The organism is Rhizobium sp. CCGE 510 (assembly GCF_000292525.1).
Classification (GTDB): domain Bacteria; phylum Pseudomonadota; class Alphaproteobacteria; order Rhizobiales; family Rhizobiaceae; genus Rhizobium.
In genome coordinates this window covers 261000-281434 of sequence record NZ_AEYF01000044.1, presented here as the reverse complement: position 1 = coordinate 281434, position 20435 = coordinate 261000, and the positions used below count along the sequence as shown (strand labels likewise).

Below are 20435 nucleotides of genomic sequence, written 5' to 3'. Positions count from 1 at the left end.
TTAGTCCTCACGAAATGCTCTGTTGAAACTGTCGAGAAGAGGTCTGACTGCATAGAGTGCCACACTGCTTTTGCCGGTCTCGATCAGTGTCTGTGCGGGCATGCCGGCGACCATTTCGACATCTTTCATTTTCGCCAACCGCTCGTCCGTTACGCGGATTGTCGCGGCATAGTAGGGCTGGCCGCTCGCCGCATCGGTGAGACGGTCCGCCGATACATACTCGACCCGACCTTTCAGGAGTGGAACGCGCCGCTGATTGTATGGAAGGAGGTGAACCTGTGCGTCGAGCCCCGCACGAACGAGATTCATATCTTCCGGCCTGACGTGGACAGACACGATAAGGCGATCGGAGCGCGGCAGAAGATCGACGAGCGGTTCACCCGCGCCGACGACCCCACCGGCTGTGTGGATCCGCAGGTTCATGATTGTTCCGTCTTCGGGAGCGCGGATATCGGTCCTGGAAAGCTGGTCGTCGATCGCTCGCAAGCGCTCGCGCAATTGCATGATCTGGCTTTCCGTGGCGCGCATGCCCTGGGCGACTTCGCTCAACCGGTCGCTCTCAAGCTTTGCGAGATCGGCCTGTGACTCGCTGATCACCTGGTAGGCGCGAGAGATCTGTGCCTCTACTTGACCCTGCTGGCCATCGAGGTCTGCTTTTTCGCGCTGGAGGTTGAGAAGCCTGCTCCTTGTTTCCAGTCCCTTGGCGTTGAGGACCGTAACCTGATCCAGTTCTTGGCTCGAGATTGCGGCTCTGTCGGCCAGTGCTGTCTTCTGCGCGCCAAGTCCGACGATTTCCTGCCGCACCTGCGCAATTTTTTCATTGGCGATCTGAATTTCCGCCTGCATGACCCGGCGACGGGCTTCGAAGATTTTCTGCTGCCCGATCAGAATCGCGCTGACCGAAGGATATTTCTCGATTGCTGCCCTGAGATCCTCAGGATAGGCGACATGGTCGTCGCCCGTCTGCTCCGCAAGCAGGCGGGCGCGGCTTCCTTCGGCGTCCCAAAGTTGCCCTTGGATGCTGTCGCGCTCCGAGCGAGACTTCGTGTCGTCGAGTTCTATCACGATTTGCCCGGCCATGACCGCATCGCCATTTCTGACGAGGATCCGCCGCACAATTCCGCCTTCCAGATGCTGAATGGTCTTGCGGCTGGACTCCGGTTCGATGACGCCCGATGCGATCGCAGCGCTTTTCAGCGGCGCCAGAACCGACCAGATGCCCAATCCGACGATGAAGACCAGGATCAACAGGTTACCCGTCCAGACAACGCCTCTGAGCCCCGGCATGGGCGAAGAGGGGGCCGGTCCGCGCTGTTTCTGTTCGATCACCGGCGAATAGACCGTCTTTTGCCTGGCTGTCGCTGTCGATCTTTGAGCGAACCGCTGGTCCGTCCTTGCCGAATTTGAAAGCCTCGCCGGCGTTGCGTCCAGTTGAACAAGGGTCATGGCGGCGTCCCTCCCTACGTTCCTGTTCGAGACGGTGGTTGAAGATAGGTTTCATAAATCCGCTCACTGTCGCCGATGGCAGCCACAGTCCCGTTACGCATGATGGCAATCTTGTTGGTGACTGGCAGGATCCCCATCCGGTGCGTTATGATGACGACGGTCATCCCCCGGGATTTCATGCGCTCGATTGCCGCAAACAGCATCCGTTCGCCGTCATAGTCCAGGCTCGAATTCGGATCGTCGAGAACGATCAGAGATGGATTCCCATAGGCCGCCCGTGCCAGTCCCAGCTGTTGACGCTGAGCTCGCAGGAGCAGGTTTCCACCTTCACCGATATCGGTCTCGTAGCCCAGTGGCAGCCGCATGATCGCGTCGTGCAATCCAACCAGCTTCGCGGCGTCGATTGCTTTGCCGGGGTCTCCTCCGTCCAGCCGGCCGATCACATCCTTGATCGCTCCGCCGAAAAGTTCGATGTCTTGCGGCAGATATCCGACGTGGCGGGTCCCCCCGCAAAGACGCAGAGCTGAGATATCGACCCCGCCGAGAAGAGCACAGCCGCTCGTTGCTTGCACAACGCCTGCCATGACGCGACCGAGAGTTGATTTCCCCGATCCCGACGGACCGATGAGCGCTATGCAGTCGCCGGGCGCGAGGCGCAACGTGACGCCTGTCAATATCGCCCGATCGGCGAATGGCTTGATATAGCTGACATCATCGAGAACGAGGCCATTGCGTTCCGGTACCGGCACCATTCGCGCCTCCTGTTCCGATGCAACGGCGATTAGCATTCTGTTCAAGCGACTGAAGGCACTACGCGCAAAGGTAAAGGACCGCCATGCACCTATTGCACCCTCGATCGGTGCAAGCCCGCGCCCGAGCAGCAAGCTCGAAACGAAGATGATACCCGGACTGCCGTTGTTTTCGAGCACCAGCCATGTAGCGGATCCCATCATGAGGATCTGCGCGAGTGTGCGGATCGATTTGGAGAATCCAAGAATGATCTCCGTGCGATGCATCGCGATGTCCTGCGTTCTTCTTGCCATCTCCGCATCGCGATAGACCATCATCGCTGCGCCATCCTGCATGCCCATTGCCCGGATCACCTCGATGTTTTTGAGGGCGGTCGCAAATCGGAAATAGCTCCTCGAAAGGGCAAGGTTGGCGTGGGCAAGCGGCTCTCGCGTCGCCAGTTCCGTCAGGAACGCGAACAGCAGAAGAGCAATTGCGCATAGAAGACCGATCGTCCCAAGCAGCGGGTGAACAAGAAAGAGCAGCAGCAGAAATATCGGCGCCCAGGGAACGTCAAAAAAAAGGGCGCTAGCCGGTGAATCGAGGAATTGGCGTAGTGTGGCCAGGTCCCTGTAGCACTCCGTGGCGGCTCCCGTATCCGCCAGAGAGGCATATTCGAATGATGCCGTCAGCACCATGGGCCGTAGCCTGTGATCCAGCCAGCTGCCGATGCGCGAAAGAGCTGCCCTACGCACGATGTCCAACATCGACCCGACCAACACGGCGACGGCGATGATCATCGTCAGCATCAGCAACGTGTCGGCACTTCGGCTCGACATGACCCTGTCGTAGATCTGCAGGAGATAGATGGAAGGTGTCAGAAGAAAGAGATTATAGCCGCAGCTATAGAGGAAGACCAACCCGAAGGCTCCGGCACAAGCCCGGAGCGCAGCAACGAGGTGTGTCTGCGGCCGCGATGGCTTTATCGATGGCTTTATCGAAATCGTTGTCATCGTCAGATCTCGCTGCACTGGATACTGACAAGAAGAGGCTGCGGGCAGGTTCAGTAACCCTGAGGGTCGCCAGTCGAAACGGGCGACCCTCAAGGGAAATGAGTTCATGAGCCAAGATGGCTGACATCGATATGACCGAAGGCGTTTATGAAATGATCGAGATCATTGTTCACCGTCGTCGTTTCGGGATTGGTGTGAACCAATGCTGACGAGATGTCGCCGCCCAGAGCGTTGTTCCCGTTGCCGCCGTTACCGCCGACGCCTGCGAGAATGGTGGCATGCTGATCGGCCACGAGCTGCGTATATTGTGTCGCGGTCGTAGCCGCAGCCACTGCAGCCGTATCGTGGCCGCTTGAGTTTCCTTGACTGCCATTGGAGGTGGAATCTCCCCCCGCGCCGCCGGCGCCGCTGGTGAGCGATGCCAGGAAGCCGTTCTGGGCCTGGCTGAAGCCACCGGATCCGCCGCCGCCGGCGTCCCAATCTGCCGTCTGCCAAACGTGATCGCCGTTGTGCAGATGGGTATCTGCCCCGTAGACCGTTTGCACAGGGTCTACATAGGCAACCGGGTTGTAGTTGATGTTCCCATCATTGTGGCCATCACCGCCGTTGCCGGCATTCGCGTCACCTGCATCTGGGTGATTGAGGTGAATCGTGTCAGATATCTGTGGGATAGGCATTTCAGTCACTCCTTTTACTTCGTTTCGTCCGAGTTAATTCTACGGCGTTCCCCCTACGGCGTGGGTATTAGTATGTCACCGCCAGACAATACAGCCGCAGGGGAATATTGCCCGCGATTCAATCTGCGCACTATCTAGATATTCGGCGACATTCCTTCGGGCGTATGCTTGGCGATGGCGGAGCGTAGTTTTGGATTGGCATTTGCTGATTTTGCGCCGGATGGTATGCGCAGGATCATGTCTGCAACCTCGTCGAAGCGACGCCGTTTTTCCCAAAGCAACGGCCGCCGAAGCCAACCGGCCGTATTCCAGGTCCTGACCAGGCTGTGCTTGGCTGAGGAGATTGTTTGGGGCGGAAAGTCATGACCCGCTGCGAGAACGGGGGCAAGATGCGGGAGTCTGGTCTTTGGTGCCGTCAAACTCGAACAACGGGGCATTACGGCCATGACAGCCAAATGGCTACAGACCTAGCCGACGGGATGTAGACGAATTGCAGGCTCTGCTTTTCTTAACTTCAGAGGCACAATGGCTGAATAATTCAGGCTACATGCGCGACACGCTTGGCGGACGTGCGGTTGACCGCGGATGGAGACGGCAATGACGGAAATTCGTCCCTTCTTGGAAGATTCGCCCAAAACGGGCACCGATCAAAACCTCGCCTCCAGTCTGGCCGCGGGGCATCTGGCGCTGGTGCCGACCTGGCTTCCATTGGGCCTTGCTTCCGGTCCCAGCTCAAATTCAGCCGGCAGCGGCGGTGATGGAATAAGCCAAGGCGTGATCAGCAGCAATGCACTGGCCGTCTTCATGCCGTCCAATGCCGCTATCGCGGGACCTCATTCGAGCGCCGATGCTTTCCAGGGCAACGATGCACTCATCAATCAGCATCCCACCGAAATGGCTGGGATAGGCGGGAATGGCGGAAGCGGCAATGTTGCCATTGGCAGCGGCGATGGCGCCAATCATGCCGGAACTGGGGGGGATGGCGTATTCTACGGTGGACTCGTAAGCACCGAAGTCGCGCTGTTTGCCCCCGTGAATACCGCCGTGGCTGCAGGCCCCGGCGCCGAGGCTCACGCCGATCAATCGAACAACGCAATGTTCCTGCAGGGCGCAACCCAGATCGGCGGCATGGGCGGCTCGGGCGGAGACCATAACGTCGCGAGCCATGGCTCGTCGATGAGCCCGGGAACTGCGCTGACATTGACCGGCGACTTTTATGCGGGCCATGGCGGCGATGGATATTTCGTCGGCAGCATGGTCGACGTGAGTATCGCCATCTTCTCGCCGATCAACATCGCCATCGGTGCCGCTGGCGGCTCGGCGGAGGCTCATCAAACAAACAATGTCATTTTCGATCAGGGTACTGTGCAGATCGCCGGCATCGGCGGCAACGGCGGTGGCTTCAACCTGTCGTCGGACACGATTTTTACCGGCAACCATGCCGGTGGCGGTGGCGGCGACGGATCGTCAACCGGCAGCATGGTCGACGTCAATGTCGGCTATTTCCATCCCATCAACATTGCCGTTCCCGCCGGTGGGACGGCGGACGCACAACAGATCGATCATGTTCTCTATGATCAGCATGCGCTTCAACTGGCCGGCATCGCAGGCCACGGCGGAGACGGTAACCTCACCGACGCCCATTCCGCTCTCGTAGACGACATTCTGAGCTTCATGCATAGCTAAAGCGCGTCGCGGTCTTTCAGATTCGCTCTTCGCGCTTTAGGTCCCTGTTTTGACGCATGTCGTTATCGTCAAACCGCTGCACAGTTGCGCGACATGGCGGATAGACTCCCACCTCTATTGCGGAGATTGAACTGCACGAAACCGTTCTTCGTGTCATTTTTTCACGCCATATGTGGATCGCTTCCTCCGCCCGGATTTCGTCTCTTGGCCGGCATGACACCGAACGGCCGGCTCACCAGAGCATGATGCCGAAAAGTGTGAGCGGTTTTCCGACGACGTCCTGTTCTCGCCGAACATTCCACCATGATCTCATCCGCATTGTCGCCGATTCGGCCGTTAGACGCCGTGACCTCTGCCCGGCATCTGGCGGTGCCGGCGCAGTGCTGCCTGACTGAAAACGATCCAACTGGGATAATGCATCGATAAAGCCGAGTTACTTAGTAATCATAAAGGGTAGATCAGCGATCTCTTGCTTTTGTTGCTTTTGTTGCTTTTCGCGATTGTCATTTTGCTGTCGGGTCTGCGGCGGCTTTGAATTGAGAAATGGTAACAAAATAGATCCGATCGGCGGCTCGCTATATCCAACAGATTTTCGCAAAATCGATCTATAGTAGATTATTTGCTTTTTCAGTGCCTTTCAAAGATTTGCTGACCCGCTTTCCGTACGTAAGATCGGAGAAGACTGGAGAGTATGCGGCAACAAGTCGAACTGGCATGCCGTCATGAACAAGCGTTTCAATGTGCTCTGCAGTCATAGTTATCTCTCGATGAAATCTTAGCTATAAGAATTATCATGAGAGATCGGACTGCGGATATCCACAATAGACTCTCTTTTTATCATGACATGTAGTGAGAACAGGCATAGTATGAATGGCTGTTGGGTTGCAATATTCTGGGGAGCACGTAAGTGTCCGACAGTGCTGGAACGAAGCGCCGCATGGGGCGCAATGCACCAACTGTGATCATCGTTGGGCATTCTACATTGGCGCGCACGACCGTGGTGAAGCTTCTTGAGCGTGAACTCGCCGGTTGGAACATTATCGATTTGATCTCCACCGAGAGTCTCGATCGAGTTCTTGGATCTGAGGTGCGTTTGATTGCATTGGATCTGGCCGGCAGAAGTGTTGAGAGTTCGAGCCTGCGTGATGACCTCGCGGCGATCACTGCACGTTTTCCTGAGGCTCCTATCACGTTGCTCTCAGGTACGGATGACGCCATCATAGCGCGTCAGGCGCTCAAAGTGGGCATCCGCGGCTTTTTCTCGACTTCACTTCCCATTGACATTGCCCTTGCCGGCCTTGGTCTCGTGCTGGCAGGAGGAACATTTTTCCCGCAGCTTCTGGGAGCGGTGACACCAGGCTCAAACGAGGATAGTCCGGCCAGAAACGAGGCTGAAAAAAGATTGGATGATAGGACGCAGCACTTGGCGATTGCTGATTTCACGCCCCGGGAAGCGGATGTCCTCGCAGAGTTGCAATGCGGATGCTCAAATAAGGTCATCGCCGGAAAACTCAATTTGTCGGGGCATACGGTAAAGATGCATGTGCAACACATCATGCGCAAGCTGCAGGCGCAGAACCGCACGGAAGTGGTTGCCCGCTTGGTTCAAAGAGCCGCCGACGGCCGCGACGCCTTGCCGAATTAGGCAGTGTCGCCGGTATCGCGAGCTGTCTCGACGTGGGGCGCAACCTCTAGACTGCCTGTGGTCAGGCTTCATCATAGGATGAAATTCACTTCGAAGAAGCGACACACATTTGCGTCATTCCAGCGGCGGCCACTTCGAGCGCTTCAGGCCTCTCGTCGATCTCTATCTGCGCGCCTGGGCGGCAGCCAGCCGAATAAGCAGCAGGAGATATGATCTGCTGCCCTGCTGAGTTCGAGCTCTGGGGTTTCTAGGCGCCTATCTGCTGTAACTGCGTGTCAGCAGAGGGCTCGGCAACGACGGTTTGATTTCGCCCTGCCTGCTTGGCGCGATAAAGCGCGCGATCGGCTTCGAGCAATAGCGCTTCCGGAGAGATATTTTGATCCGGCGCCGCCAGCGCAATGCCGACGCTGAGCGTCACGTGCCCGAAAGGCGATCCCTCATGCGGCAGCTTGACGGTCGCCATTGCCGAACACAGGGCCTGTCCGATGACGGACGCGTTGCTGGCTGAGGCGATCCGCGCAATGATGGTGAATTCCTCTCCGCCGTAGCGGGCAACAAGGTCCTGCTGGCTCCGCGTATTGCGTTCCAGCACCCCGGCGATTTCCTTCAGGCAGGCGTCTCCCGCCGGATGGCCGTATCGGTCGTTGTAGCCTTTGAACCAATCGGCATCCACCATGGCAAGCATCAGCAGGTCCTGACCTTGCCCAAGCCCGGCGAGCTCGCTTGCGAGAACCTCGTCGAAGCGACGGCGGTTGGCCACGCCTGTCATCTCGTCCGTCTGGCTGATCGTCAGGAGCTTCTGATTGAGCCGCTCCAGCTCGGACGTTCGATCCCGTATCTTTCCCTCAAGCGCTTCATGGGCTGCGTGAACGCGCGCGGCCATCGACGCAAAATCGCGGGCAAGCTCGCCGATCTCGTCGTCTGAGTGCGTGGGCAGGGCGTCGTTGGCAACAGTAACGCCGGAACGGCCGACCAGCTGCGTGGCGTGGATCAATCTCACCAGAGGTTCGGCGACCTGCTTTTGCAGGATCGAACGGAGGATGAAGAGTTCGACGAACAGGGTGAGCAGCCCGACCGCGACGACGATCCCGAGATTGGTGAGGATGGCGGGCCGCATCAGAGATTTCGGATAGTGGACGGCAAGCACCCAGGGCGTATCCGGGATCCGGCCGACGGCGGTGATTTCGCTGGTGCTGTCGATGAGCGACACCGAACCCGCTCCGATCGACTGGCTTGCCTTCAGCAATGGCTGGTAGTCGGCGAGTGCCAGCGAGGAAATCGAGGCTTCGCCGGCGCTGGTCGTGATCGCATCGGTGTATTTGCCGTCGAAGATCAGCGTTCCCTGATCATCGGCCGCAAAGATCGTCGCGCGTGCGCCCGGCAGCGTCGGATTTGCGGTTCGCTTCATCAGATCGTCGAGCAATACGTCGACACAGGCCATGATGCGATGTTTGCCCGAAGCATCAGGTGCATCGGGCGTCGCGATCGTGGTCATCCACGCGTTGTTGGACGGATCCCAATAGATGCGCGTGAAAAAAGTATCGTTTTGAGGCCCACCGAACCCGCGGGAGAAAAATTCGAAGGTCTCGAGCTTCAGCGCATCCGGGCCTTCATATTTGAAAACCTTGGCGATGTCGGCAGCCTGATAGATCGGGAAGCCTTTTTCCGGAACCACGCCGTAGAAATTGAAGAGGCGGCCCTTGGTGGCAGAACCGAATTGGTAAGAGAGCAGGTACGACAGTGCAAACCGTGTCTTCACGTCCTCATCCGGCGTCACGTCAGGCGCGTAGGTTGCCGACATGTCGGGAAATCTGCGCCCATCAGGCAAAGGCTCGCCTTCAAACAATCCCGGACGCTGGGTGTAGGATCCATCCTCATGGCGATAGAAAATATCATCGAAATTCCGTGCCAATGATTGCCGGGCTTCCGGTATCGCGTAGATCCTGCGGAATTCGGCAAGGAAATTCTTTTCGAGGTCCTTCACTTCGCGGAATGGCAGAGACTCGCGCTGCAGAGCCTGTTCCGTCGAAAGAGAGAGCTGCGAGCGCACCGACCGCTCAAGCGCGGAATGATTGATAAAATAAGATACGCCGCCCGCACAGGCGCAGACCAGCGCAATGCGCAGTGTCGCAAGCCGCAATGCCCGCGACGCCAGAGTAGGGCGTGTTTTCCGCTTCACCCTTGGTTTGAAGACGATCCTCAACAACGCGCTCATCCCGGTGCCGCTCATTTCGACGACCCGGCCTGCGGGATCGACAACTCGATTGCGTCGACCGCTCGCATGCCCATAACCAGCAGACCGCTCGAGATCATGCATTTACCTCAGTCGTTGGGAGCAAGCCTGTCCGGCTGCTTCTCGAGAGCAGCATCAAGACGTCGTGCAATTATGGGCATTGCGGGAAGCGCCACAATTCATTCGTGGCGTGACGAGTTCGGTAGCGGCCCCGAAGCTCATTCAGCGCATCGAGACATTGCTCGATGGACTGGAGCGATTAAGGCGCGGCGAGAAGTTAACAAAGGATGCTTGCGTCGAAGCGCGGCCGAAATTGCCTGCGCGATTCGGATAAAGTTCGCAAAACGGATCAAACGGTTGCTCTGTCGGCCACGTGGCTCGGCGGCAGGCTGCTCACGTCAGAAGCCGCCGCCGGCAAGTATCGATGCCCGTTGTGATCGCCAGCCGAACCGAATAGCCGTTGCGGCGCTGAGGCTGATCATGACGTAACCGGCAAAGGAGACGGCTGATTAAGATCGGTGCATATGTACCGACAGCACGCCGCTTGGCTTTCCGCTTGCGAACGGAAAGACCTTCCGCCCGTTCAAGGCGGCCTGGATGTGTCAACCTCTCGGGTGTTCGTGTCAGCTGGTCTTATATCGTGAATCTCTGATGGGAACCGCGAGTCCGGCCGTCCGTTACCCATGGACGAACGGAGGACATGGACATGCGCAAGAAGAAAGCCATTGTCGAGGCGGCGCTCGAGTCCGAGTATGAGCGCCAGCCGCTGGGGATCATGAATACGGAGCAAGCCCTGCAGCTTGAGGATTCCGACGGTCTTGTTTTCAGTCACCCTGACAAAGAGGCCGGCGTGACGGATCATTTTGTCGATCAGGATCAGTTGCGCCGATTGGTGCAATAGATCCTCTGAAACGACGCGCGGCGCCGTCGACTTCACGCAATCATGAAGCCGCCGTCCACCGGCATCGATATCCCGTTCACCATCGCAGCCTGATCTGAGAGCAGGAAAAGAACAACGTCGGCAATGTCACTCGGCTCAGCGAAACGACCGACGGGAATGCGCTGCTTCATCCCGGCGGCCTTGTCGGGATCGCTCCATGCCTTCACCGCCATTGGCGTCAACGTCACCGTGGGGTGGACGCCGTTCGCGCGGATGCCTTGAGGCCCAAGTTCCTTTGCCATGACTCGCGTCAAGCCGTCCAATCCACCCTTCGATGCACAATATGCGGCGTGATCGGGGATGCCGATAAATGACGCGACCGACGAGACGTTGACGATGGCGCCCTTGCGACCCTCCTTGATCAGGAAACGGGCATATTCCTGCGCCACGATCATCGGAGCACGCGTGTTGACTGCAACAAGACGGTCGAATGCTTCGACAGTCGTATCCAGGAACGGCTGCAGTTCGGTTGTTCCGGCGCAGTTGACGAGGAAATCAGCGGGAAGGGCCGAAATCGCCGCTTCCCTGGTCGCGTTGGCGTCAGCGAGATCGACCTGTATGGCGCGGCAGCCGGGTTCCGCTTGCAGCAGGTCGACGTCGCTCGCACTGCGGGTCAGAGCGACGACCTGCGCACCCCGCTCGACCAGCATCCTCGCAATTTCGCGTCCGATGCCTTTTCCGGCACCGGTAACGATGATCGTCTTTCCATTGAAGTCCATTGTGGTGTCCCTCACAGTCTCTGGCCCGTTTCCCGATCGAAGATATGTGCACGTCGGGGATCGATGTGGAAGTACATCGTCCGTCCGGGATCTGCCTCGATACGCTCGCGGATCAGCGCGTCGATCGGCACGCCTCCCGCCCGACCGAAGATCAATGTTTCCGAACCCGTGGGCTCGAACACTGATACCTCCACCGGAACGCCGTCGTCGCCAATCGTGATGTGCTCCGGTCGGATGCCGTAGGTAACCGCCCTTCCTTCATTCACGTTGGTGTTTTCCATGGGAAGGGCAACGCCCTGGTCGGTGACGACAAACTTCCTGCCGTCGCGGGTGGCGACGCGGCCTTGAAGAAGATTCATCGATGGGCTGCCGATGAAGCCGGCGACGAAGAGGTTGACCGGGAAGTCGTAAAGATCGAGAGGCTTGCCGATCTGCTCGACCCTGCCGTCGCGCATCACCACGATCTTGTTGGCCATCGTCATCGCCTCGATCTGATCATGGGTGACGTAGACCGTCGTGGTCTTCAGCCGCTGGTGAAGCTCCTTGATCTCGACGCGCATGGTAACGCGAAGTTTGGCGTCGAGGTTCGACAATGGCTCGTCGAACAGGAAGACCTTCGGATCGCGGACGATGGCACGACCCATCGCCACGCGTTGACGCTGCCCGCCCGACAATTGCTTCGGATAGCGGTCGAGATAGCGCGTCAGGTCGAGGATCTCGGCCGCCCTGCCGACCTTCTCGGCGATCTCCGTCTTCGGCCGCTTGGCCATCTTCAGCGGAAAGCCCATGTTCTCGGCGACGGTCTTGTGGGGGTAGAGCGCGTAGCTCTGGAAGACCATCGCGATGTCGCGCTCCTTCGGAGGCGCGTTGGTGACGACACGGCCGCCGATCCGGATGTCGCCGCTGCTGACAGTCTCGAGACCGGCGATCATCCGCAGCAGGGTAGACTTGCCGCATCCAGACGGCCCAACCAGCACGACGAATTCGCCGTCCTCGATGTCGACGCTGACGCCGTGCATGACCTGAAGCGCGCCATACTTTTTGGTGACGTCGCTAACCTGTACGTTTGCCAATGTCGTTCCTCCCTAAAACAGCGCGGCTTCGTGTCTTTGTGGTGTTACTCATCGGCTCACCCCTTCCAGACCACGTAGATGCCGAGGACTGCCGAGATTGCCGCTGCAAACCATACCGAAGGCCCGAACGGCTCGATGAACCGCATCCAGAACAGCGAGAGCGCGACCCAGAGCACCACCGAGATGAACAGCCGGTCGAACCAATTCGTTTCGATCGGCAGAAATCCCGGCTTGCGTTCGTTATTTCCTGATTGAGAGGTCATGGCTTCATCCTTTCACGGCGCCGAAGGTCAGACCGGCAACGATATGACGTTGCACCACTGAAAAGACGATGAGCGCCGGAACCAGTGTCAGCATGGAGATTGCGGCCATGATGCCCCAGGCCGTCCCCGTGGTCGTCACGTATTCCGACAGGCCGGTGGTGAGAGTCCGCGCATGGAAGTTGGTGAGCGTCGCTGCCAGCAGGTATTCGTTCCACGCAAACACCCAGGTCAGGATCAGCGTCACCGCAAGTCCGGGCCGTGCCAGGGGAAAGACGATGTCATAGAGGACGGTCCATGGGCTGGCGCCGTCCATGTAGGCCGCCTCGTCCAATTCCTTCGGAATGCCTTCCACGGTCGGACGCAACGTCCAGATGGCGAAGGGAAGGTTGAAGGAGCAGTAGACCAGGATCATGCCCAGCTTGGAATCGGCGAGCGAGAAGTCGCCGATCTTGTAGACCTGCGTCAGCAGCAGGAAAAGCGGCAGCAGGAAGACCGCCGGCGGCGCCATCCGGTTGGTGATCGTCCAGAAGAAGATGCTTTCCTTGCCCGCGAGGTCGAAGCGTGTCAGCGCGTAGCAAGCAAAAAAGCCGAGCGTCGTGACCAGCAGCGCGTTGCCTGACGAAATGATCATCGAGTTGAGCATGTATCCGCGCAAGGTCGGATTGGTGAGCACATCCTGGTAGTTCTTCCAGAAGAAGCTGCGGAGAACGACATCAGGCGTCGAGAACAGATCGAAGGGCTGTTTCACCGATATGACGAACAGCCAGTAGATCGGGAAAAGCGTTGCGAGGCTGATCAAGGTCCAAAGCACGACCGGAAGCCAGGGGGTCTGGGTCTTCATCGCGTCAACCTCTCTTCACGCGGGGCGCAATCAAGCCGACGTAGAGCAGCCAGCAGACGACGATGGTGAGGTATAGGACGATGACGGAGATCGCCGAACCGTAGCCGTAATTCGTCTTGGGGAAGACTTCCTTGAAGATATGCACACCGATGTAGCGGGTCGATGAACCCGGGCCGCCTCCGGTCAGCATCAGCACTTCGTCGACGGTGCGCAGCGCGTCCATCAGCCTGATGAACACCGTGGCGAGCAGGGCCGGGCGGATCAAGGGGAGCGTTATGTGCCAGAAGATCTGGCTCTTGCCCGCGCCGTCGATCTGCGCCTGCTCGAACGGGTCTGACGGAAGCGAGACGAGTGCGGCGATCAGCGAGAGGGTGACCAGCGGCGTCCAGTGCCAGATGTCCATGATCACCGTCACGGTGAAAGCTGCGGCAGCACTCTGGCCGATGTTCAGATCGTAGCCGAACCAACTCCTGAGAAGATAGGGAATGATGCCGATCGACGGTGTGGTCATCAGCTTCCAGACGGAGCCGACGATGATCGGCGCCATGATCAGCGGCAGTGTGTGGATCGTGCGAAACACCGCTTTCCCAGGAAAGTCCTTCAGCAGCGCCTGGGCGAGGATGTAGCCAAGGACCAGCTCCGACACGACTGCAAAGAACACGAATGTGAGGGTGATGCCGAGCGATGCCAGGAATTGGGGATCGAAGACGAGCCGCCGATAATTGTCAGCCCAGTTGAAGACCATGCCCGGGTTGGCCGCAAACGGGTTCCATGCATGGAACGAGACCCAGAGAACGTAGATGAACGGAAAGATCCCGAACAGCCCCAGGATCACGATGGTCGGTGACAGCAACAGCCACCCGAGCTTCTGCGAATGCATCGCCTATCCCCCATTGAACGTTGTGTCGACGTCCGCCCCATCTTGGGAGCGAAAGATGACGGGTCGTAGGATACGACCCGTCAGTTGGGGAGGATGTTTATTTGCGATAGCCGAGCGATGTCAGTTCCTCTTCGGCCTTGGCCGCCATCTGGTCGAGGCCTTCATCGGGAGCGATCTTACCGGTCAGGATGTCGTAGAAGATCGGAGCGGTCGCTTCACGCACCTGCGCATGGAAGGGGTAGGGAGGAGCGCCGGCAAACAGTTTGCCCTCGTCCTTCAGCATCGTGTAGAAACCGCCGAGCTTGGTATCCATCTCCTTCACCTTGGGATCGTCGAACGTCGCCTTATTGGTGATGCGCGGTGCGGCGATGGCCCAGTCGGGCTGCACTTCGTTCTGGCCGATGAATTCGAGGAATAGCAGCGACGCTTCCTTGTTCTTCGAGGTGATCGGCACGCCGAAGGCGCCGCCGTCATAGTAGCCGATATAGCCCTTTCCGGCTTTCGCGTCGTCCAGCACGCCCGGCTCGAGCGGCGGCAGCGCGAATCCGACCTGTCCCACAACCTTCGACTGCGCGGGATCGCTGGCGATCCACGCCGCGTTCTCACCATAGATCAGCCCTTGGGCGACACGGCCGGCGGCGAACGTCGTTGCGGTTTCCGTCCAGGTCGACTGCGTCGATTCAGGCGGAGCGATGTCGCGCAGGTGCAGCCAGTACTTCAACGCAGCCTTCGCCTTGTCGCCGTTCATCGTGCCGCCGTGTTCGACCGTCGCCGCATAGTTGTTCTTGGCGTCGATGCCCCAATTGTAGACGCCGAACGTCGGCACGATGGACTCGAAGAATTCATACCAGGAGGCCGGATGGCCCGTATGGGCCTGAGCGGTCGTGCCCCAGAGCTCCATGCCATTGTCCTTGCCGTACTTCGTGAAGAATTCGGCGATCTGAGTGTATTCCTCGTGGGTGGTTGCCGGCTTCAGGTCTTTGCCGGTTTCCTTCTTGAAGGCCTCCTTGATCTTCGGATCGTCGAAGAGGTCCTTGCGATAGAGATAGGTCTTCAGGAAGGCTTCCATCGGAGTGCCGAAGAGATCGCCGCTCGCGTCCTTGAAGTAATCCGCGAAGCTGGTGAAATTCGAGTCGTCGTAGGTCGGCGCCTTCAGATCCGGCTGATCCTTCAGGGTCTTGGTGATGTCGACGAGGAAATTCCTGGCCAGATAGGAATAGATGATATCCTGCTCGATATAGACCATGTCATAGATGCCGGTCTTGGCTTCCATGTCCTTGATGGCCTTGTCGTACATCTGGTCCCAGGACGTCGTCTCGATTTCGACCTTGATGCCGGTCTTCTTTTCAAATTCCGGAGCGAGCACGTTCTTGATGTAGTTCGATGGCGGGGTGCTTTCGGTGACGCCGTGCAGTGTCACGCCCTTGAATTTAGCGCCAGCATCGGACCAGAAGTCAGCCCAGGCCGGCGAAGCGGTCGTCGCGAGGCCGAGCGTCAGCGCAAGCGCGCTAGCCTTCAAAGCAAAGTGCATTTCCAATCCTCCCAGAGTGCAGCGAGATCATTTCGCCGGTGTTTTGTGTAGGCGAAAAAAACCAACAGCGCAACATTTGTTGTTTAAACATGCAAATAGATGGCCTATCTCATTGATTTTCGCAGGAACAAATTTCCACAGCGATGTGGAGACGATGGCCATGGGCATAAAATGCTGCATCGCAAGGTGATTTTGCAAAGCAACAAAAGAAGAGTGTCCAAATTTATTTGTTGTCTTGCCAAACTAAATGGCATAGCACTGGGCGAAATCACCGGCATATCGTGGAGGAAAAACCTATGCGTCGATTGGGTATCCATTCATTTGTATGGACAGGCGGCCAAACGCAGGAAGGCCTGGAAATGGCCCTCAACAAGACGGCCGAACATGGATATCGCACCATCGAATTTGCCTATCTGCGCCCCGAGAAATTCAATCTCGATCGACTGGCAAAGCTTGCGCAGTCTCTCGATCTGGAGATTGGCGTGACCATGGGCCTGCCACTCGTCAAGGACGTATCGAGCGAGGACGTTTCTGCGGTGTCCGCCGGCAAGCAGACGTTGGCCGACGCCGTTCGCGCGGTCCGTGATATCGGCGGCAACAAGCTCGGCGGGATTCTCTATTCCGCGCACACCAAGTACAATCGCCAGCCGACGAAGAAGGGCTGGGACAACAGCGTCGCCGCGATCGCCGCGACCGGTGAAGTCGCCAGGCAGGCGAACGTCAACCTGGTGCTCGAGGTTGTCAACCGGTTCGAGACGAACTTGCTGAATACCACGGCGCAAGGGCTCAAATTCATCTCCGAGACGGGATCTCAGCATATTCGTCTCCATCTCGACACGTTCCACATGAACATCGAAGAAGCCAATCCGGCCGCCGCCATCCGTCTTGCCGGCGACAAGATCGGTTACTTCCACATCGGCGAAAGCAATCGCGGCTATCTCGGTGACGGCGTCATCAACTTCGATCTGATCTTCGACGCTCTGCTCGACATCGGCTACAACAGAGACATCGTGTTCGAGAGCTTCTCGACGACGGTTGTCGATGAAGGCCTGTCTCTTGCCTGCGCGATCTGGCGCGATACCTGGGAGGATAATGATTTGCTTGCGGCGCATGCGAAGCGCTACATCGAGCTGAAATATGATGAGGCCAAGCGTCGCCGCGCCACAAGCGCGCGGCCCTGATATCCTTCTGACAGCCTGTTCCGGTCGTGTAAGGGTTGGGCGACTTGGAGGGAATTGAAATATGAACGACACCGTCTCCATCGGAAGTTCGCCGCGCAGGATCCGGCAGAACAATATCGTCGCCGCCTTGCAGACGATCTACGCCCACCGAAGCCTCAGCCGGGCCGATCTCGCCCGCAAGCTCGGCATGAACCGCTCATCCTCGGGAGAGATCGTCGCCGAACTGACGGAGGGCGGATTCGTTCAGGAGTCGGAGGAGAGCGGCAAACAGCGCCTGGAGCATTCCCGCGCCGGTCGTCCCGGCATCATGCTCGAACTGGTTCCCGATGCTGCATTCTTCGTCGGGATCGAGATCGGCGTTGAACATATATCGGCTGTGGTTGTCGATCTCTCCGCCGAGGTTCGAGCATGCCGGAAAATGGCGTTCGACACACCGTCTTCGACGGTGGAGGAGGCCGTGGCGCAGGGGATCGAACTGATTATCGGCGCCATGGCGAAGAGGATGATCGACAGGTGCAAAGGCTTGGGCCTATCGACGCCGTCCCACGTCCGCCCGGATGGATTTGTCACGCTGGCGCCGATCATCGGCTGGCGAGACGTGCCGTTGAAGGAGATCGCACGGTCAGCCTTCCCGGCCGCCGTCCCGATCGCGGTCGAAAACGATGCCAACGCGTTTGCGATCGGCGACAGCTATCGTCACGGCGTCGCAGGGGTGACCCTGTTCCTGCTGATGGAAACCGGCGTCGGCGGCGGCATCATGATCGATGGCAAGCTGTTTCGTGGCGGCCACGGTCTGGCGGGAGAAATCGGCCACACCCTGGTGCCGGGAAGCGGCGGTCAGAAGCTCGAGCAACTGATCGGTCGCGAAGTGCTCATCAGGCAGTATCGCGAGGCTGTTGGACGCGAGGACGTGGATCTGCAGGATTTCCTTGGTGGCGTTCGTGATCGCGTCCCGGCCGCGGTCAATATCGCCGAAACCTGGTCGCGCCATCTCGCCTATGCATTGCTGCAGGCCTGTCGTCTGCTCGATCCGGACAGGATCGTCCTCGGCGGCTCCGTGGCATCCCTCTACCCGATGGTGGCCGCCCGCGTGGCGGTCCACATGTCGGAAGGCCAGAACATAGCTTTCCCCACGCCGGAGATCGTCGTGGACGATGATGCCGAGTTTCGTTCGGCCTTCGGGGCGGCGTGCATGTTGCATCAGCGCTTTCTGTCGCTGGAAAGCGAGGAGTTCGGCAGCGAGGATGGTGCGCCGGTCCCATCGGCGATGAGTTAACGACAACAGGGATCGAAAGCAGGATCGGAAATGGCTTCAATACTGGCTCCGGACGGGCTTGGTCCCACGGTTTGCGTAGGGGAGATCCTTGTTGAGATCGTCGCAACGACGGTTGGAGACGGGTTCCTCGAAGCCCAGCCGCTCGTCGGTCCGTTTGCAAGCGGAGCGCCGGCGATCTTCATCTCGCAGTGCGGCCGCCTCGGCGGCAAGGCGGCAATGGTCGGCGCCGTCGGCGATGACGATTTCGGCCGGGTCAATACCGATCGCCTCAAACGCGACGGCGTCGATGTATCGGCGATCTCGATCGATCCGGATTATCCGACGGGAAGCGCCTTCGTTCGCTACCGGAAGGATGGCTCGAGAGATTTCGTCTATAACATCGCCACCTCAGCAGCTGCACGCTTCGGCTGGTCTGAATTGGTCGGCAATCTCATCGACCGGAGCGGACATCTTCACGTGATGGGCTCCGCTCTGTCGGTTCCGAGTGCGCGCGCGGTGATCGACAGGGCGGTCGACATCGTCAAGGCACGCGGCGGAACGCTGTCGGTGGATCCGAACCTCCGCAAGGAATTGAAGCTGGACGAGGACACCGAGCGCCGGTTTTCCAGGCTTGTCGCCGCCGCCGATCTCCTTCTGCCTTCCGGAGAGGAGCTTGAGCGGGCCGCAGGTGTCGAAGGCGAGGCAGAAGCGATTCGGCGCCTGTTCGAGATCGGCGTCAAGGAGATCGTGCTGAAGCGCGGAGCCGACGGCGCGACCTACTTCGGCAGCCAGGGAGACCGCATCGACGCCCGGGCCTTTGTCGTTCAGGAGGTCGACCCTACGGGTGCCGGCGACTGCTTCGGCGGTGCCTATCTCACCTGTCGGCGGCTCGGAATGTCTCCGCAGCAGGCTCTGACCTATGCCTCAGCCGCCGGCGCCCGCAACGTCACGGTATTGGGTCCGATGGAAGGTGCCGGCACTCGGCAAGAACTCGATGCGTTCATCGCTTCAACGGAAAGGCGGCCGTGATGCAGGTGCATCTCAACCAACTGGCCAGGCTGAGGATCGAAGGCCGCCCGAAAGGCGTGACCTCGGTGTGCTCCGCCCATCCGATCGTGCTTCGAGCAGCACTTCGGCACGGGCGGCAACAGCAAAGCACCGTACTGATCGAGGCGACTTGCAACCAGGTCAACCACCTCGGCGGCTACACTGGGATGACGCCAAGCGACTTCGCGTCCCTCGTGATGAGGATCGCGGCGGAGGAGGAGTGCCCCGAGGAACTGATCGTTCTCGGTGGCGACCACCTCGGCCCCAATCCTTGGCGTGACCACCCGGCGGAAGAGGCCATGGCCGAGGCGGAGAAGATGGTTGCCGCCTATGTCGACGCCGGATTCCGCAAAATCCACCTCGACGCCTCGATGGGCTGCAAGGGCGAGCCGATGGCGCTCGACGACGAAACCACCGCCCATCGCGCCGCCCGGCTTGCCGCGGTCGCCGAGGCCTCGGCCAAGAAGAGCGGCGGCGCAATGCCGGTTTACGTCATCGGCACCGAAGTGCCGCCGCCAGGCGGGGCCGATCATGCCCTGACGACCATCGAGCCGACGGCTGCCGCGGCGGCGCTGAAAACGATCGACGTCCACCGCCGGATCTTTGCGGAGGCCGGCCTCGGGCAAGCGTTTGGACGGGCGATCGGTCTCGTCGTTCAGCCGGGCGTCGAGTTCGGCAATCAGAATGTCATCTTCTACGACCGCAGCAAGATAGACGGTCTGAAATCGGTGCTCATCGACGAGCCGCAATTCGTGTTCGAGGCTCACTCGACGGATTATCAGGGCACCAGGCCGTTGACCGCGCTGGTGGAGGACGGGTTCCCCATTTTGAAGGTCGGCCCCGAACTGACCTTCGTTTTGCGCGAGGCGCTCTACGCGCTGGATGCGATCGCCTCGGACCTCTTGCCCGATTACGGCCAGCGGCCGCTCTATGCGGCGATGGAAGCGCTGATGCTTGATCAGCCGGGCAATTGGCGCCGCCACTACCACGGGACAGAGGCCGAGATGCGTTGGCTGCGGCATTACTCGCTGTCTGACCGCATCCGCTATTATTGGGCGTCGGCTGAAGCGCAAGAGGCCGTCCGGCGCCTGTGCGAGGCGCTTCGCGGGCAACCCGTCCCGCTGCCATTGTTTTGGCAGCATATGCCGGCCGCGCAGGATTTTGCAGACGCGCCGCTCGATCCGGATGAGGTTTTGATCTGGAGAGTGATGAACAGTCTCGCCGACTATCACGCCGCCTGCGGCGTCGGGAAGAATTAGCAATCAGAATCAAGCAG

The 20435-nt window shown here is 59.1% G+C and carries 17 protein-coding genes; 7 read left to right on the top strand and 10 right to left on the bottom strand.

The features are described from left to right. The 3 genes from RCCGE510_RS21425 to RCCGE510_RS21415 all read right to left on the bottom strand — a co-directional run bounded on the left by RCCGE510_RS21425 (position 1) and on the right by RCCGE510_RS21415 (position 3865). Complete coding sequence (locus RCCGE510_RS21425; protein WP_007633446.1) at positions 1-1446, bottom strand: HlyD family type I secretion periplasmic adaptor subunit; 1446 nt, start codon at positions 1444-1446, stop codon at positions 1-3. A gap of 14 nt (positions 1447-1460) precedes the next feature. Next, complete coding sequence (locus tag RCCGE510_RS21420; RefSeq protein WP_007633445.1) at positions 1461-3188, bottom strand: type I secretion system permease/ATPase; 1728 nt, start codon at positions 3186-3188, stop codon at positions 1461-1463. 104 nt (positions 3189-3292) lie between these two features. Beyond that, positions 3293-3865, bottom strand: a complete 573-nt coding sequence (locus RCCGE510_RS21415) for a hypothetical protein (protein ID WP_007633443.1) — start codon at positions 3863-3865, stop codon at positions 3293-3295. Between the two features lie 597 nt (positions 3866-4462). Between RCCGE510_RS21415 and RCCGE510_RS21410 the strand changes: the two genes are divergently transcribed. Both RCCGE510_RS21410 and RCCGE510_RS21405 read left to right on the top strand, forming a co-directional pair. Beyond that, the gene (locus tag RCCGE510_RS21410; RefSeq protein WP_037079392.1) at positions 4463-5551 is read left to right on the top strand and encodes a hypothetical protein; all 1089 of its coding nucleotides are present in this window, start codon (positions 4463-4465) and stop codon (positions 5549-5551) included. 907 nt (positions 5552-6458) lie between these two features. Beyond that, a complete protein-coding gene (locus tag RCCGE510_RS21405) occupies positions 6459-7196 on the top strand; it encodes a response regulator transcription factor (protein WP_037079389.1) in 738 nt (245 codons plus the stop codon). A 247-nt stretch (positions 7197-7443) separates the two neighbouring features. Here RCCGE510_RS21405 and RCCGE510_RS21400 read toward each other — a convergent pair whose 3' ends face one another. Further along, positions 7444-9411 (bottom strand): diguanylate cyclase, encoded by a 1968-nt coding sequence (locus RCCGE510_RS21400; RefSeq protein ID WP_240539676.1) that lies wholly within the window; start codon positions 9409-9411, stop codon positions 7444-7446. Between the two features lie 718 nt (positions 9412-10129). Between RCCGE510_RS21400 and RCCGE510_RS21395 the strand changes: the two genes are divergently transcribed. Then, positions 10130-10330, top strand: a complete 201-nt coding sequence (locus RCCGE510_RS21395; RefSeq protein ID WP_007633435.1) for a hypothetical protein — start codon at positions 10130-10132, stop codon at positions 10328-10330. A gap of 32 nt (positions 10331-10362) precedes the next feature. Here the strand turns inward: RCCGE510_RS21395 and RCCGE510_RS21390 are convergent, their stop codons facing one another. The 6 genes from RCCGE510_RS21390 to RCCGE510_RS21365 form a co-directional block, all read right to left on the bottom strand. Beyond that, on the bottom strand, positions 10363-11088 hold the full coding sequence (locus tag RCCGE510_RS21390; protein WP_007633434.1) for an SDR family oxidoreductase: 726 nt from the start codon (positions 11086-11088) through the stop codon (positions 10363-10365). An 11-nt stretch (positions 11089-11099) separates the two neighbouring features. Continuing rightward, entirely contained in the window at positions 11100-12161 is a 1062-nt protein-coding gene (gene ugpC, locus RCCGE510_RS21385) for a sn-glycerol-3-phosphate ABC transporter ATP-binding protein UgpC (RefSeq protein ID WP_007633433.1), read from the bottom strand. A gap of 56 nt (positions 12162-12217) precedes the next feature. After that, entirely contained in the window at positions 12218-12424 is a 207-nt protein-coding gene (locus RCCGE510_RS21380; RefSeq protein WP_007633432.1) for a DUF2160 family membrane protein, read from the bottom strand. Positions 12425-12428: 4 nt separating this feature from the next. Further along, positions 12429-13265: a carbohydrate ABC transporter permease gene (locus RCCGE510_RS21375; protein ID WP_007633431.1), complete on the bottom strand. Its 837-nt coding sequence runs from the start codon at positions 13263-13265 to the stop codon at positions 12429-12431. A 4-nt stretch (positions 13266-13269) separates the two neighbouring features. Further along, entirely contained in the window at positions 13270-14145 is an 876-nt protein-coding gene (locus RCCGE510_RS21370; RefSeq protein WP_007633420.1) for a sugar ABC transporter permease, read from the bottom strand. A gap of 97 nt (positions 14146-14242) precedes the next feature. Further along, positions 14243-15676, bottom strand: coding sequence for an extracellular solute-binding protein (locus RCCGE510_RS21365; RefSeq protein ID WP_007633419.1), 1434 nt, complete (start codon positions 15674-15676; stop codon positions 14243-14245). Between the two features lie 296 nt (positions 15677-15972). Here RCCGE510_RS21365 and RCCGE510_RS21360 point away from each other — a divergent pair, with 296 nt between their 5' ends. The 4 genes from RCCGE510_RS21360 to RCCGE510_RS21345 all read left to right on the top strand — a co-directional run bounded on the left by RCCGE510_RS21360 (position 15973) and on the right by RCCGE510_RS21345 (position 20418). Beyond that, positions 15973-16857, top strand: coding sequence for a sugar phosphate isomerase/epimerase (locus RCCGE510_RS21360; protein ID WP_007633418.1), 885 nt, complete (start codon positions 15973-15975; stop codon positions 16855-16857). Between the two features lie 61 nt (positions 16858-16918). Continuing rightward, positions 16919-18133 carry an ROK family transcriptional regulator gene (locus tag RCCGE510_RS21355; RefSeq protein WP_007633417.1) on the top strand — a complete coding sequence of 405 codons (1215 nt, stop codon included), beginning with the start codon at positions 16919-16921 and terminating at the stop codon, positions 18131-18133. Positions 18134-18163: 30 nt separating this feature from the next. Continuing rightward, a complete protein-coding gene (locus RCCGE510_RS21350; RefSeq protein ID WP_007633416.1) occupies positions 18164-19141 on the top strand; it encodes a sugar kinase in 978 nt (325 codons plus the stop codon). After that, complete coding sequence (locus RCCGE510_RS21345) at positions 19141-20418, top strand: D-tagatose-bisphosphate aldolase, class II, non-catalytic subunit (RefSeq protein ID WP_007633415.1); 1278 nt, start codon at positions 19141-19143, stop codon at positions 20416-20418. The genes RCCGE510_RS21350 and RCCGE510_RS21345 overlap by 1 nt, the downstream gene beginning before the upstream one ends. Positions 20419-20435: the final 17 nt, after the last annotated feature.

Excerpts from the sequence above, each read along its gene's own strand:
- RCCGE510_RS21425 (WP_007633446.1), bottom strand. The coding sequence starts at position 1,446 with ATGACCCTTGTTCAACTGGACGCAACGCCGGCGAGGCTTTCAAATTCG.
- RCCGE510_RS21420 (WP_007633445.1), bottom strand. The coding sequence starts at position 3,188 with ATGACAACGATTTCGATAAAGCCATCGATAAAGCCATCGCGGCCGCAG.
- RCCGE510_RS21415 (WP_007633443.1), bottom strand. The coding sequence starts at position 3,865 with ATGCCTATCCCACAGATATCTGACACGATTCACCTCAATCACCCAGAT.
- RCCGE510_RS21410 (WP_037079392.1), top strand. The coding sequence starts at position 4,463 with ATGACGGAAATTCGTCCCTTCTTGGAAGATTCGCCCAAAACGGGCACC.
- RCCGE510_RS21400 (WP_240539676.1), bottom strand. The coding sequence starts at position 9,411 with ATGAGCGCGTTGTTGAGGATCGTCTTCAAACCAAGGGTGAAGCGGAAA.
- RCCGE510_RS21395 (WP_007633435.1), top strand. The coding sequence starts at position 10,130 with ATGGACATGCGCAAGAAGAAAGCCATTGTCGAGGCGGCGCTCGAGTCC.
- RCCGE510_RS21390 (WP_007633434.1), bottom strand. The coding sequence starts at position 11,088 with ATGGACTTCAATGGAAAGACGATCATCGTTACCGGTGCCGGAAAAGGC.
- RCCGE510_RS21380 (WP_007633432.1), bottom strand. The coding sequence starts at position 12,424 with ATGACCTCTCAATCAGGAAATAACGAACGCAAGCCGGGATTTCTGCCG.
- RCCGE510_RS21375 (WP_007633431.1), bottom strand. The coding sequence starts at position 13,265 with ATGAAGACCCAGACCCCCTGGCTTCCGGTCGTGCTTTGGACCTTGATC.
- RCCGE510_RS21370 (WP_007633420.1), bottom strand. The coding sequence starts at position 14,145 with ATGCATTCGCAGAAGCTCGGGTGGCTGTTGCTGTCACCGACCATCGTG.
- RCCGE510_RS21365 (WP_007633419.1), bottom strand. The coding sequence starts at position 15,676 with ATGCACTTTGCTTTGAAGGCTAGCGCGCTTGCGCTGACGCTCGGCCTC.
- RCCGE510_RS21360 (WP_007633418.1), top strand. The coding sequence starts at position 15,973 with ATGCGTCGATTGGGTATCCATTCATTTGTATGGACAGGCGGCCAAACG.
- RCCGE510_RS21355 (WP_007633417.1), top strand. The coding sequence starts at position 16,919 with ATGAACGACACCGTCTCCATCGGAAGTTCGCCGCGCAGGATCCGGCAG.
- RCCGE510_RS21350 (WP_007633416.1), top strand. The coding sequence starts at position 18,164 with ATGGCTTCAATACTGGCTCCGGACGGGCTTGGTCCCACGGTTTGCGTA.
- RCCGE510_RS21345 (WP_007633415.1), top strand. The coding sequence starts at position 19,141 with ATGCAGGTGCATCTCAACCAACTGGCCAGGCTGAGGATCGAAGGCCGC.